11 protein-coding genes and 1 tRNA gene are annotated in these 13,163 nt (G+C 66.5%); 3 read left to right on the top strand and 9 right to left on the bottom strand.

The features are described from left to right. Positions 1-24: 24 nt before the first annotated feature. The 8 genes from guaD to HF684_RS04285 form a co-directional block, all read right to left on the bottom strand. Complete coding sequence (guaD, locus tag HF684_RS04320) at positions 25-1,308, bottom strand: guanine deaminase (protein ID WP_169251500.1); 1,284 nt, start codon at positions 1,306-1,308, stop codon at positions 25-27. A 67-nt stretch (positions 1,309-1,375) separates the two neighbouring features. Further along, a complete protein-coding gene (gene xdhC / locus HF684_RS04315; RefSeq protein WP_169251499.1) occupies positions 1,376-2,161 on the bottom strand; it encodes a xanthine dehydrogenase accessory protein XdhC in 786 nt (261 codons plus the stop codon). Next, positions 2,158-4,536 (bottom strand): xanthine dehydrogenase molybdopterin binding subunit, encoded by a 2,379-nt coding sequence (gene xdhB / locus HF684_RS04310; protein WP_169251498.1) that lies wholly within the window; start codon positions 4,534-4,536, stop codon positions 2,158-2,160. The genes xdhC and xdhB overlap by 4 nt, the downstream gene beginning before the upstream one ends. After that, on the bottom strand, positions 4,536-5,993 hold the full coding sequence (locus tag HF684_RS04305; RefSeq protein ID WP_169251497.1) for an FAD binding domain-containing protein: 1,458 nt from the start codon (positions 5,991-5,993) through the stop codon (positions 4,536-4,538). Before HF684_RS04305 ends, xdhB begins: the two co-directional genes overlap by 1 nt. Positions 5,994-6,189: 196 nt before the next feature. Then, positions 6,190-7,650, bottom strand: a complete 1,461-nt coding sequence (locus tag HF684_RS04300; protein ID WP_169251496.1) for an NCS2 family permease — start codon at positions 7,648-7,650, stop codon at positions 6,190-6,192. Positions 7,651-7,937: 287 nt separating this feature from the next. Further along, a tRNA-Ser gene (locus tag HF684_RS04295) sits at positions 7,938-8,028 on the bottom strand. 63 nt (positions 8,029-8,091) lie between these two features. Then, complete coding sequence (locus tag HF684_RS04290; RefSeq protein WP_169251495.1) at positions 8,092-8,523, bottom strand: nucleoside deaminase; 432 nt, start codon at positions 8,521-8,523, stop codon at positions 8,092-8,094. 32 nt (positions 8,524-8,555) lie between these two features. Continuing rightward, on the bottom strand, positions 8,556-9,107 hold the full coding sequence (locus tag HF684_RS04285) for a tRNA adenosine deaminase-associated protein (protein ID WP_025777001.1): 552 nt from the start codon (positions 9,105-9,107) through the stop codon (positions 8,556-8,558). Between the two features lie 73 nt (positions 9,108-9,180). On the opposite strand from HF684_RS04285, the gene upp reads away from it, so the two are divergent. From upp to HF684_RS04270, 3 genes are all read left to right on the top strand, one after another. Beyond that, a complete protein-coding gene (gene upp, locus HF684_RS04280) occupies positions 9,181-9,819 on the top strand; it encodes a uracil phosphoribosyltransferase (RefSeq protein WP_025777002.1) in 639 nt (212 codons plus the stop codon). A 286-nt stretch (positions 9,820-10,105) separates the two neighbouring features. Next, complete coding sequence (locus tag HF684_RS04275; protein WP_101594512.1) at positions 10,106-10,924, top strand: winged helix-turn-helix transcriptional regulator; 819 nt, start codon at positions 10,106-10,108, stop codon at positions 10,922-10,924. A gap of 75 nt (positions 10,925-10,999) precedes the next feature. Further along, a complete protein-coding gene (locus HF684_RS04270; protein WP_169251494.1) occupies positions 11,000-11,941 on the top strand; it encodes an endonuclease/exonuclease/phosphatase family protein in 942 nt (313 codons plus the stop codon). Between the two features lie 24 nt (positions 11,942-11,965). Here the strand turns inward: HF684_RS04270 and HF684_RS04265 are convergent, their stop codons facing one another. After that, on the bottom strand, positions 11,966-13,156 hold the full coding sequence (locus tag HF684_RS04265; protein ID WP_169251493.1) for a MarP family serine protease: 1,191 nt from the start codon (positions 13,154-13,156) through the stop codon (positions 11,966-11,968). Between the last annotated feature and the right edge of the window lie 7 nt (positions 13,157-13,163).

The raw sequence follows: 13,163 nt of genomic DNA, 5'->3' as shown, positions 1-13,163 counted from the left end.
TGCTGGGCCGCCGTCAGGTAGTAATTAGGGGTGGAGGGAGGTGCCGTCGACCCAGACGCCCGCGATGTCGGCCGGGGTGCCCATGGCGAAGATCGTCGCCAGGGCGTCGCCGTCGTCGGCGGCGTGGCGGATGCCGACGTCCAGGGGCTGCCCCTCGGCGGGACGGATGAGCACGGCGTCGAAGCGCTTGCCTTCGCTGAGCACGCCGACATCGTCGAGTTCGAGCGCTTCGGCACCGGCCGCAGTGGCCAAGTGGAGCAGATGCGCCGAGTTCAGGGCCACTCCCCCGGACGGATCGAGCTGCTGCATGAAGTACGACTGCACCCCTTCCTTGAGCAGGTTGAACCCGGTCCCCGCCCCGACGTCGGAGCCCAAAGCCACCCGGACGCCCGCCTCGATATGCCGGCGCAGCGGGAAGAAACCGCTGGCCAGAGCCGAGTTCGAGGTCGGGCAGTGCGCGGCCACGGCCCCGGCCTCGGCCATGCGTGCCAGTTCCCGATCCTGCGGGTGGACGTTGTGCGCGAGTACCGTGCGCCGACCGACGAGTCCCGCCCGGTCGTAGGTGTCGAGATAATCACGAGCCTCCGGGTGGATCTGCGCGACTCCGGAGATCTCATCGACGTTCTCGTTCAGGTGCGAAGTCACCCAGATGCCCGGATTCTCCTCCACGAGTCGGCCGCCGGCGGCCAGCAGCTCGGGACCTGCGGAGAACGAGAACCGCGGCGTCACCGCGTAGCGCAGGCGTCCGTTCCCGTGCCACCGGTCGATGAGCGCCTGAGTCTCCTTCGTCGAGCGCTCCACATCGGTGAGCAGCGACTCGGGCAGGTTCCGGTCGCTGGTGACCAGGCCAGAGGTGATCCGCAGCCCCGATTCTGAAGCGGCGGAGAAGAAGACGTCCATGGCGCTCGCGAAGTGCGAACCGAAGACCATCGCCGAGGTGGTCCCCGCCGAGATCAGACCCGTGAGGAATTCGCCGGCCACCGCCTTCGCGTAGGCCGGGTCGGCGAGTTTCGCCTCTTCGGGCAGGGCGCACTGGTCGAGCCAGTCGAGCAGAGGCCGCCCGAGGTGGCCGATGGCCCTGACCTGCGGCAGATGAACGTGCGTGTCGATGAGTCCGGGGATGAGCACACCGTCGCGGAGGTCGATGACCTCGGCGTCCGGATGCGCTGCCCGGGCGGCGTCGACATCGGTGCGGGAGGTGATGAGCCCGTCGTCGACGACGAGGGCGACATCGGACGCCGAACGCAGCCGGCCTCCGGTGAACGGGTTGTCCGGCGTATCGAAGACGCGGGCATGGTAGATGACCACAGTGGTTCTCCTTGAGTCAGTGATGAAAGTCAGTGGTGAAAGTCAGTGATGGAAGTCAGCGTGAAGCTCAGCCGATGCGGCCGAGCAGGTCCGCGGCGACGCTCACGGCGATCGTCGCGGGCGCTTTGCCCGGCAGCTCGGGCAGTCCGATGGGGCACCGGATCGTGTCGACGGCCTCGAGGTCGAAGCCCTCGGCGGAGAGGTTCTTGCGAAAGCGCTGCCATTTCGCATTCGAGCCGATGAGTCCGACCGAGCCGAGGTCGCCGCGGGTCAGTGCCGCGGAGCACAGGTGCAGATCTTCGGCATGGTCATGGGTCATGATGACCACATGCGCTCCGGCCGGCAGGCTCTCAAGCACCTCTTCGCCGACGACCGCGAATTCGCGGCGGATCCGCGCCACCGGCGCCTCCAACTCATCGAGAGCCTCGAGCTGCTCCGGCCGCGAATCGGACACGGTGAGGTCGAGAGCGTGGCGGGCCAGGATCCGAGTGAGTTCGAGGCCGATGTTGCCGATGCCGAAGATCGCCACCGAGGCGGGCACCGGCAGGGGTTCGAAGAGCATGGTGACCTCTCCGCCGCAGCATTGGCGACCGTATTTGGCCGGAGCCTTGTCATTGAGCCGCAGGGTGAGCATCTCCGGGGCCGTCTGACCCTCGGCGAGCAGTTCCCGGGCACGGGTGAGGGCCGTCATCTCGAGATTGCCCCCTCCGATGGTCCCGAACAGGTCATCGGCGGTGGCGATCATCTTCGCTCCCGCTTCACGTGGGGCGTGCCCACGCACCGCGGCGAGAGTGATGAGGACTGCCGGCACCCGAGCTGCGCGAAGCTCGGCTGCGGTGTCCATCCAGGTCATGACGGAACTCGTTGTCCTTCCCTCGCCGAGGCGGCCGCCCCCGAGCCCTGACCGCGGGCTTCTTCGATCGCCCAGAACACAGCTTCGGGCGTGGCCGGAGAGGCGAGGTCGACGCTGTGACCGGGTCGTGCGAAGGCCCCGACGGCCTCGCGCAGGGCTTCGCGGACGGAGAAGGCGAGCATGAGCGGGGGTTCGCCCACGGCCTTCGACCCGTACACGGCTCCCTCTTCGTGTGCCTTGTCGAGGAAGGTGACGTTGAAGACCTCGGGGACTTCGGAGAAGCTCGGGATCTTGTACGTGCTCGCCGCCTGAGTGGCCAGACGCCCCCGGCTCGGCTTGTCCGATTCGTCCCAGCGCAGATCTTCCAGCGTCAGCCAGCCGGCACCCTGGATGAAGCCGCCCTCGATCTGTCCGAGATCGAGCAGCGGGGACAGGGAGTCCCCGACGTCGTGGACGATGTCGACGCGACGCAGGGTGTAGGAGCCGTCGAAGCGGTTGACTTCGACCTCGGACACCGCCGCCCCGTAGGCGAAGTACTTGAACGGCTCCCCGCGCATCTGCGAGAGGTTCCAGTGCAGTCCCTCGGTGCGGTAGAAGCCTGAGGCCGAGAGCTGGATGCGTTGGAAGTACGCGGTGTTGATCAGCTCTTCCCAGGTCACCGTCTTCGGTGAGGACAGCGCGGAGACGATTCCTCGTGAGATCTCGACTTCATGCGCAGGAGCACCGAGGATGCCCGCGGCGACCTGTCGCAGCCGGTCGAGGATCTGGTCGCAGGCGTTCTTCACCGCTCCGCCGTTGAGGTCGGATCCGGAGCTCGCCGCCGTCGCCGAGGTGTTGGGCACCTTGTCCGTGCGGGTCGGCGCCAGGCGCACCGTCGACAGGGGCACGCCGAGGGTGGTGGCCGCGACCTGCAGCATCTTCTGGTGCAGGCCCTGGCCCATTTCGGTGCCGCCGTGGGTGACGAGGACGGAGCCGTCCTTGTACACGAGCACGAGCGCCCCGCCCTGGTTGAAGGCGGTGAGGTTGAACGAGATCCCGAACTTCACCGGAGTGATCGCCAGCCCCCGCTTGATGTGCTCGTGGCTCGAGTTGAACGCCTCGATCTCGGCTTCGCGGACCTCCAGATCGGATTGGGAGATGAGCTGATCCCAGCACGCTTCGATCCGCTCGGGGTGGCGCACCGGCTGATAGTAGGGAGTGTCCTGGCCGTCGGCGTAGAAGTTCCGGCGCCGCAGCTCCCGGGCGCTGAGTCCCAGCTGCGGGGCGACACGTCCGATGATGTCCTCCATGACGAGCATGCCCTGCGGACCGCCGAAACCGCGGAAGGCCGTCTGCGAGGTCTTGTTGCATTTGGCGATGCGGCCGGTGACTCGGATGTTGGGCACCCAGTAGGCGTTGTCGATATGGCACATCGCGCGGGTGAGCACGGGTTCGGACAGGTCGAGGCTCCACCCGCCGTCGGCGGTCAGTGTCGCATCGAGGGCGAGGATCTTCCCCTCCTCGGTGAATCCGATCTTCCACGACGAGTGGAAGCCGTGTCGTTTGCCGGTCATGGTGATATCGCGGGTGCGGTCGAGCCGCAGTCGCACGGGCCTGCCGGTCAGCTTCGCACCGAGCGCGGCCAGGGCGGCGTAGCCGTGGGGCTGCATCTCCTTGCCGCCGAAGCCGCCGCCCATGCGCAGGCACTGCACGGTCACCTCGTGGGCGGGGACTCCGAGGACGTGGGAGACGATGTCCTGAGTCTCGGTGGGGTGCTGGGTCGAGGACTGGATGAAGACCTGTTCGTTCTCGTCCACATGAGCCAGGCAGGCCTGCGTTTCGAGGTAGAAGTGCTCCTGACCGGCGAACTCGAATTCGCCTTCGAAGACATGAGCGGCGTCGGCGAACGCGGAGTCGACTTCGCCCTTGTCGATCGACAGGGTTGTGCCGTGGTAGCTGTCGGCGGCGATCGCATCTCGCACGGTCACCAGCGACGGCATCTCCTCGACCTCGGCGGTGACTGCTGCAGCGCCTTCCTTCGCGGCCTCGAGATCCTCGGCGAGGACCCAGGCCAGGGGCTGGCCGAAGAACATGATCTCGTCGACCGGCAGCATCGGCTCATCGTGTTTGACGCCCTGGTCGTTGACACCGGGGATGTCGGCGGCGGTGATGACCTTGACGACACCGGGCACCGCATAGGCGGGTGCGACGTCGATGGCGCCGAGGCGGCCGTGCGCGGTCGTCGACTGCACGGGGAAGGCGTGGAGGACGCCGGTGAGGCGGCCGATGAGGTCATCGGTGTAGAGCGCGGTTCCGGTGACGTGGCCGAAGGCGCTTTCGTGGTGGTGGCGTTCGCCGACGACCGGGTCGGCGGGGCGCTGGGAGAGCTGGCTCATCACTGGACCTCCTTGCTGGTCACGGCCGGGTGGCCGAGCTGCTCGGCGTAGAAGCGTTCGAGGGAGGACCGCAGCATCGCGGTCCGGTATTTCGCACTTGCTCGGTGGTCGTCCATCGGGGTGCCTTCGGCGGCGAGGGTCTCGGCCGCCGCATGCACGGTCTCCAGGCTCCACGGTCGGCCTTCGAGGAGGGCTTCGGTGGCGGTGGCGCGCAGCGGGGTGGCCGCGACTCCGCCGAGGCCGATCCGGGCCTTGGCGAACATGCCATCGCGGATGTCGACGGCGTAGCCGATCGCCACCGAGGAGATGTCATCGAAGCGGCGTTTGGCGATCTTCTGGAACGACGTCAGCGGAGACAGCGGCAGCGGGATGCGGATGGCGGTGATGAGCTCATCGGAGGCCCGCACCGTCTGCCGGTATCCGGTGAAGTAGTCGGCCAGCGCCACGGTCCGGGACCCGCGCACCGAGGTGAGCACGAGTTCGGCTTCGAGGGCCAGCAGGGCCGGCGGGGTGTCGCCGATGGGCGAACCGGTGCCGAGGTTGCCGCCGATCGTCGCCCCGTTGCGGATGAGGCGGGAGGCGAACTGCGGGAACAGTTTGCCCAGCAGCGGAATGCTGCCGGAGAGTTCGCGTTCGAGTTCGGACAGGGTGCGGGAGGCACCGAGTTCGACGAACGATTCGGTGCGGCGGATTCCGCGCATCTCCTCGAGCCGGTCGACGGCGAGGATGTTCTTGGCGCGCGCTCCCTTGATGTTGACCTCGACGCCCCAGTCGGTGGCCCCGGCCACGACGGTGACCTCGGGATCCTGACTCAGGATGGAGGTCGCCTCGGCGAGGGTGGCGGGACGACGGTAGCGTCCGATCCGGCCCGTGGCGGTGTCGGCCCGCTGATAATCGGTGGCCACGGGGGCCGGTGCCGGGCGGTCACGGCGGGCGGCCAGCGCATCGTCGGCGGTGGGCTGTCCGAGAGCGTTCGCGGCGTCGCGGATGGGACGGTAGCCGGTGCAGCGGCACAGGTTGCCCGACAGGGAGTGGAGGTCGAAGCCGTCCTCGCAGCGATCGGGGCGGTAGTATTCGGCGGCCATCGAGGAGATGAAACCGGGGGTGCAGTATCCGCACTGGGATCCGCCGCGCACGGCCATCTCTTCCTGGACGGGGTGGACGGTGTCTCCGTCGGCCAGACCTTCGGAGGTCACGACCTCTCCCCCGTCGAGGGCTGCCGCCGGCAGCAGGCAGGAGTTCACTGAGGTCCAGCGGGTTCCGCCGGATTCGTCGGGGCGGGCGACCATGATCGCGCAGGCCCCGCATTCGCCTTCGGCGCAGCCTTCCTTCGCTCCGGTCAGACCCTGACCGCGCAGGAAGTCCAGCGCATTCGTATGGGGTGGGCCGTCGAATTCGCGGACGGTCTCGTTGATTGTCACTTCGGCAGTTGACTGGTCCGTTGTCGCTGCGGACATCGCACTTCACACCTCCCGCGCCTCTTCACTGAGGCGCACAGTGCATGGTTGGAACAATGTGCTTCGTTCTTCGAGCTTCTGGTTATCCATGCGAACAGCGCAGAAGAACGTGGAATCGGGGACTCATGCGTCCCCGCAGGTCAAGCCCCGTGGGCGATCTGACCCTTTCCCCAAGCTGAGTGTCCAACCATTTGTCTCATGCTCCCAAGATAGCCGAAATCGGGCCGCGAACGAAGTACAGGACGAAACCGGCCGAGACGACCCACAGCAGCCAGTGGACCTGGAGGGCACGGTTGCTCATGGCGTGGATGAGCGCCCAGGAGATGAATCCGACGCCGATTCCGTTGGCGATCGAATAGGTCAGCGGCATCGTCACCATGGTGAGGAAGACCGGCAGCGAAGTGCGGAAGTCGGTCATGTCGATCTCGCGGATCTGCGTGACCATCATGGCGCCGACGACGACGAGCGCGGCGGCTCCGGCTTCCATCGGGATGACGGCGATGAGCGGTGAGAAGAACATCGACAGCAGGAACAGCACACCGGTGATGCAGGCGGCGAGCCCCGTCCGTGCCCCCTCGGCGATTCCCGCTGCGGAGTCGACGAAGACCGTGTTCGACGATCCCGAGGCGGCTCCGCCGAAGACCGCACCGAGACCTTCGACGATGAAGGCTCCGCGGATGCGCGGGAACATTCCGTCGTCGGTCTGCAGTCCGGCGCTGCGGGCCAGTCCGGTCATCGACCCCATGGCGTCGAAGAAGTTCGTGAACACGAGGGTGAACACGAGCATCGTGGCCGCGAGGACGCCGATGTGCTGGAATCCGCCGATGAGGTCGAAGGAGCCGATGAGACCGAAGTCGGGCAGGGCGATGACCTGCTGAGGGAATTCCGGAGCGGCGAGGTTCCAGCCCAGCGGGTCCGGGTCGACCGGGTCGCCGACGGTGCCGAGCTTCGCGAAGGCCTGGATGATGATCGCGGCGATCGTGGCCACGATGATGCCGATGAGGATGCCGCCGGGAATCCGCCGTGCCACGAGGATGCCGATGAGGACGAGGGCGAAGACGAAGACCAGGGTCGGCAGGGAGCCGATCGATCCGTCCTGGCCCAGCTGGACGGGAGGTCCGGCCGGGGTGCGGGTGACGAACCCGGCGTTGACGAAGCCGATGAAGGCGATGAAGAGTCCGATGCCCACCGTGATGGCGATCTTCAGCGCGTGCGGGACGGCGTTGAAGATCGCGGTGCGGATGCCCGTGGCGCCGAGGACGACGATGATGATGCCGTTGATGACCACAAGGCCCATCGCATCCGCCCAGGTGACCTCCTGGACGACGGACACGGCGAGGAAGCTGTTCATCCCCAGGCCCGCGGCGAGACCGAAGGGCAGCCTGGCGACGACCCCGAAGAGGATCGTGATGACGCCGGCGACGAGCCCGGTGACCGCGGTCAGCTGAGCGAAGTCGAGGCTGTCGCCGGCGATGTCCTGGGAGCCGCCGAGGATGAGCGGGTTGAGGACGACGATATAGGCCATCGCGACGAAGGCGACGATGCCTCCGCGGATCTCCTGTCTGATCGTCGACCCGCGCCCTGTGATTTCGAAGAATCTGTCGAGAAGCCCCGGTCTCGAAGATGCGGTCTGCACCGCTTGGTCGTTGTCAGCCATTTTCATGGACCACCTCAGGTTGTTCGATTTGGTCAGTCGGCGACACCATCGTCGTCGACCCTGCGCCTTGAACATGCGCAATGAAACAGTCGAGTCTTCAGCCCCGGATACCGGACCCGGATACCGAAAAGTAATTCCATATTCCGGAAAACTCTTTCTGTTTCATCGAGCAAGTCTCGCCGCTCGACCCTGATGTGTCAATCATCACACCCCTGCCCGCACCGATGCCATCTTTCGACGGGACAGACGAAACCCCTGATCAGAATCGACTGATCAGGGGTTTCCCGTGGCGGTGGCGGTGGGATTTGAACCCACGGTAGGGGGTTGCCCTACACAACATTTCGAGTGTTGCACCTTCGGCCGCTCGGACACGCCACCGCCGACAACTGTACAGCGGTGGACTTTCTGCGTCCAAATCGGTTCGCCGTGAGCTGGGACACGTCAGCGTCTGGCCGCGAAGAACTCCCGCAGCAGGGCCCGAGCCTCCTCCGCTCGGATCCCCGAGGTCACCTCCGGATGATGGAGTGCGGCGCGGTCCCGCAGCAGGTCCCAGACAGACCCGACGGCACCGGCCTTGTCGTCGAAGGCGCCGAAGACGACTCGGTCGATCCGAGAGCCGACGAGGGCCCCGGCGCACATTGCGCACGGCTCCAGGGTGACGACGAGCGTGCAGCCGTCCAAGCGCCACCTCCCCCTCGCCGAGGCCGCAGCGGAGATCGCCATGAGCTCGGCATGGCCGAGCGGATCGGCATCGACCTCCCGCCGATTGTGACCGCGCCCGATGATCTCACCGTCCCCGTCGACGACGACGGCACCGACGGGAACGTCGTCATGAGCCGGGGCGAGGACCGCCTCGGCGAGGGCATGCCCCATCCATTCGCCGAACCGGGCCGTGGTCGCAGCGGTCAGCGTGCGGCCTCGAGCTGATCGGCGAAGCCGACGGTCTCACCGACGTGGGCGACGACCCGGGCGGGATCGGATCGATAGCTCTCGACCTGGTCGATGAGCGTGGCGGCGGGGACTCCGCGGTCGGAGTAGATATCGGCGTCTCCACCCCATTCGGAGTCGGCGTCGAATTCGAGCATCTCGACCTCGTCTTCGTCGTCGTCCTCGGCGGCCGCGTCCTCATCCTCCTCGGCGCCGAAGTCGTCTTCGGGTTCGGCATCGTAGGCGTCGGGGCGGGAGTCGAGGAAGTCGGCGAAGATCTCCGCGAACGGGCTCGCCTCGACGGCGGCGAGATCGGACAGGAAGACCTTGACCTCGTTGTTCCCGCACAGACGCACGAGCCCGAACCATTCGTCTTCGTGTTCGATGACGGCCACGGCCTCTCCGTCGTCGCCGGCGGCCGAACGCATCATATCGACGAGGTCGTCGAGGTCGTTCGCGTCGCGGACGTCGACATCGAGGGCGCGGAAGCCATCGCCGGAATCGGCCAGGATCTCAGTGAAGTACGACATGCCTCCATTGTGAACGCTTCGGACCGCATTGACCACTGCCGAAGCGGCGAAGTTCTCCCGTACCATTTGGGGTATGCATCTTCACGTAGCCGATCACCCGCTCATCGCACACAAACTCACCGCTCTGCGCGATGCGAACACGGATTCCGCTCGCTTCCGCCAGCTCACCGAAGAGCTCGTCATGCTGCTGGCCTACGAGGCGACCCGATCGGTGGCGGTCGAGGACAAGGAGATCTCGACCCCGGTGACGACGACCACCGGCACCCGCATCGCCGAACCCCGCCCCGTCGTGGTCCCGATCCTGCGCGCCGGCCTCGGCATGCTCGACGGAATGCTACGCATCCTGCCCACCGCCGAGGTGGGCTTCCTCGGAATGGTCCGCGACGAGACGACCTTCGAACCCAGCGCCTATGCCGACCGCCTGCCCGATGACCTCACAGGTCGGCAGATCTTCGTCGTCGATCCGATGCTCGCCACCGGCGGCACCCTTGCCATGGCCATCGACTTCCTGCTCGCTCGCGGGGCTCGCGACGTCACTGCGGTGTGCCTCGTCTCCGCCCCCGAGGGCGTGGCACGCATCGAACGCGACTACAGCGATTCCGCCGAGGTGAAGGTGTACACGGCCGCACTCGACGAGAAGCTCAACGAGAAGGGCTACATCGTGCCCGGACTCGGCGATGCCGGGGACCGGATGTACGGAATCGTCGACTGAGACCTCGCGGATGACGATTTCGGTCGTCAGCCTCGGCGAGTGGGACGTCATATTTCGTCACAGTCGTCTCATTTTCGGGTTTTCCTTTGCGCGGCCGAAGTTTTGTGACAAATAATGAAGCCATGACTTCGACGATTCATCAGATGCGAATGCCGGGCGCACATATGTGTATGCCCTGCGTTCGTGGTCGGTGATCTCACTCCCGCTGTCCGGCCTCGAACGAGTTCACTCAAGCAGCGGACTCCTCCAGTCATATCGACCTCATGGTCGAAAGCAAAGGACAGCTATGCCGAATCCAGAACCCGCCTACGTCCACCCGCGCAGTGCAGTGGCCACTCGACGTGCAGGAGCCAGGTTGAGCGCAGTCGACCCGCAGAACGCACCGCACACCTTCGGACCGGCCGGGGTCGTCCCCTCGCCGAAGGCCGCTCGCGGAATCATCGTCTACATCGGACTCGATGAGTCCAAGGCCGCAGCCGACGGCACGAACCTCTCCGCGATCGCCGCCGAACTGCAGGCCTACGCCAAGGAACTGGCCAGCCAGGCCGAGACCCAGGCCGTCATCGCCTTGGCCCCGGAAGGCCGCGGCAGCGACATCGACGCCGTCCGGGCCGTGGCCACCGGCTCCCCCGCCGCGACAGGCGCGCCGGCGGCGACCCACGGGCCCGTGCGCTCGCGCATTCCCAACCGCATCCACCCGCCGGCTCTGCGCGAGGAGACTGCTCCGGCGGCTCCCGCACCCCGCGGTTTCGGTGGTCGCGCCGGCGATGCCTACACCCAGGCGACAGGGGAACGCCTGCGCATCGACATTCCCCGCCGCGAGGTCCGCATCGACGGTGACCTCGTCGATGTCACGACGAAGGAATTCGACCTGCTCGCCACCCTCGTCTCCCACGCCGATGAGACCCTGCCCCGGGAGGACCTCATCACCGCGGTGTGGTCCGGCGGTGAGGTTCCCGACGAACGCACCGTGGACGTCCATATCCGCCGACTGCGGCGCCGCCTCGGCGAATACGCCTCCGTGGTGCGCACGATGAGGGGTTCGGGATATCGCTACGACACTCACCCCGATGTGACGGTGTGGAGCGCGACGGCGCGTCGCTGATGTCGAGCGGCTGTGAGCCGCGTCGCAAGTCGCTTCCAGCGTGGGGCCAGACTTCCCGGTTAAGATCGTTGATCGATGAACCAGGCATATTCCTCACCGCGCAGAAGGCACAGCCCCGCGAAGGGCATCACCGCATTGATCTTCGGGATCCTCTATGCGGCATTCCTGCTTCTCCACAATCTGCTGCCGACGCGGATGGGCGTCGCGCTCATCCTCGAATCGGTGCTGCCGTGGACGGGGATCGTCCTCGCGCTCGTGCTGCTCATGTTCCTCATCCGCTTCTCGTGGCTCTCGGCCATCGGATTCCTCGTGCCCGCTCTGGTGTGGACGGGGATGTTCGGTCCGGCCCTGCTGCCGAACGATGATTCCGGTGATCCGGACCTGACGGTGGCCACCCACAACGTGGGGGCGAGGATGCCGCAGCCCACCGCTGCCGCGCAGAACATCGTCGACCGTGATCCGGACATCGTCACGATCCAGGAGCTCGAGTCGCTGTCGGGCAAGATCATCCACAAAGAGCTCGACTCCTCGTTCGAGCATTCTCAGGTCGTCGACACCATCGGAGTGTGGTCGAAATGGCCGATGTCGGAGCCCGAGGAGGTCGACCTCGGCCTGCAGTGGCCGCGGGCTTTCGCGACCACGATCTCGACCGATCACGGTGACATCCGCTTCTATGCCGTACATATGCCATCGGTGCGCCCCGGCCACGAATCGATGCGCAATGCCGCTCTGCGCCGCTTGGCCACGGCCGTGGAGACCGACAGCGCCGAGCATGTCGTCGTCGCCGGCGACTTCAACACGGCGACGACCGACAACAATATGGAGACCCTGGTGCCGCCGCTGCAGGATACCCGGGAGGAGGCCCGAGGCGGCTTCGGCTTCACCTGGCCCGCCCGGTTCCCCGTCACCCGGCTCGACCATGTCCTCTACCGCGGTTTCGACGCCACCTCCGACGAGGTGCTCGAACGCGGATCGAGTGACCATCGCGCCGTCCTCGCCGGGCTCGACCTCAAGTAGTCGGGGTCAATGCGTGCACGCGTCTCAGTTCGTGCACTGCCCTGTCGGCTGCGGTGTGCGCTCGGCGGCACCGGCGTCGAGTTCGTCGGCGATCTCGGCTCGAGTGAGGGCGTAGCCGGTTTCGTCATCGGTGGCCGAACGGGCGAAGACCATGCCGACGACGTTTCCGTCGGCATCGATGAGCGGGCCTCCCGAGTTGCCTTCCCTCACGATTCCGCGCAGGGCATAGACTTCCCGGACGACCGACTGCGAGTCGTAGATGTCGAGTCCGCGGGCGTTGATCTTCTCCCGCACGCGGGCCGGTGAGATCGTATAGGGACCGTTGGCGGGGAATCCCACGACGACGGAGTCGTCGCCGGGTCCGAGCCCGTTTCCGAAGTCGAGGGCGGGGGCCTCGAGCCCGGCGACTCGGAGCACGGCCACATCGGCTTCGGCATCGAATTCGACGACCTCGGCCCGGTACGGCCTGCCCTTGCCGCCGACCTGCACGGCCAGTTCCGTGGACCCGGCCACGACGTGGGCGTTGGTGGCGACAAGTCCGTCCTCATAGACGAAGCCGGAGCCTTCAGAACCGGTGGCGCAGCTGGTGGCCGTCGTCGTGATCTTGACGACCGAATCGTCGACGCTGCGTCCGACGGCGACCATGCCTTCATCGGGTTCTCCGACTCCGCGGATCTGTTCGGGCTGACCGGAGAACACCTGTGGGAACCCGGAGGCGCTCAGTCCCTTCGCCAGTCCGCCCAGCGCGTTCTGGGAGGAGTAGGGAATGGTGCGGTCGATCGCGGCGATGACGGTGGAGTCGGCGACCCAGCGGTTGGGTTCGACGAGCGGGGTGGTGCGGATGAAGCCGGCGGCGAGCCAGACGACGAGGACATAGACGACTCCGGCGGTGATGGTGCCGCCGATGGCATCGATGCCCTGACCGAGGTCGGAGTCCATATTGTGCTTGATCCACGCGCCGATGCCGCTGCCGGCGAAGGCGAAGAGGACGCTGAGGACCAACGGCATCGAGGCCAGCAGCATGAGCACACCCGGGTTGTCCATGACATCGGTGCCGGTGCTCAGAGATTCGACGAACGGGGAGAGCAGGCGCCCGAGAATCCAGCCGACGATGAAGCCGGCCGCGGTTCCGAGCGCGGTGATGATGCCCTGGCGGAACCCGGCGAAGAGCGCCCCGATGCCGAGGGCGATGAGGAGGATGTCGAAGATCGTCACCGCTGGA

The organism is Brevibacterium sp. 'Marine' (assembly GCF_012844365.1).
Lineage (GTDB): Bacteria > Actinomycetota > Actinomycetes > Actinomycetales > Brevibacteriaceae > Brevibacterium.
The sequence above is the reverse complement of the archived record's forward strand: the minus strand, read 5'-3'. Positions and strand labels throughout refer to the sequence as shown.

Bases quoted from the DNA above. Each gene is read 5' to 3' on its own strand.
- xdhB (WP_169251498.1), bottom strand. From the start codon at position 4,536: ATGAGCCAGCTCTCCCAGCGCCCCGCCGACCCGGTCGTCGGCGAACGC.
- HF684_RS04270 (WP_169251494.1), top strand. From the start codon at position 11,000: ATGAACCAGGCATATTCCTCACCGCGCAGAAGGCACAGCCCCGCGAAG.
- xdhC (WP_169251499.1), bottom strand. From the start codon at position 2,161: ATGACCTGGATGGACACCGCAGCCGAGCTTCGCGCAGCTCGGGTGCCG.
- upp (WP_025777002.1), top strand. From the start codon at position 9,181: ATGCATCTTCACGTAGCCGATCACCCGCTCATCGCACACAAACTCACC.
- HF684_RS04285 (WP_025777001.1), bottom strand. From the start codon at position 9,107: ATGTCGTACTTCACTGAGATCCTGGCCGATTCCGGCGATGGCTTCCGC.
- HF684_RS04275 (WP_101594512.1), top strand. From the start codon at position 10,106: ATGCCGAATCCAGAACCCGCCTACGTCCACCCGCGCAGTGCAGTGGCC.
- HF684_RS04300 (WP_169251496.1), bottom strand. From the start codon at position 7,650: ATGGCTGACAACGACCAAGCGGTGCAGACCGCATCTTCGAGACCGGGG.
- HF684_RS04305 (WP_169251497.1), bottom strand. From the start codon at position 5,993: ATGTCCGCAGCGACAACGGACCAGTCAACTGCCGAAGTGACAATCAAC.
- HF684_RS04290 (WP_169251495.1), bottom strand. From the start codon at position 8,523: ATGGGGCATGCCCTCGCCGAGGCGGTCCTCGCCCCGGCTCATGACGAC.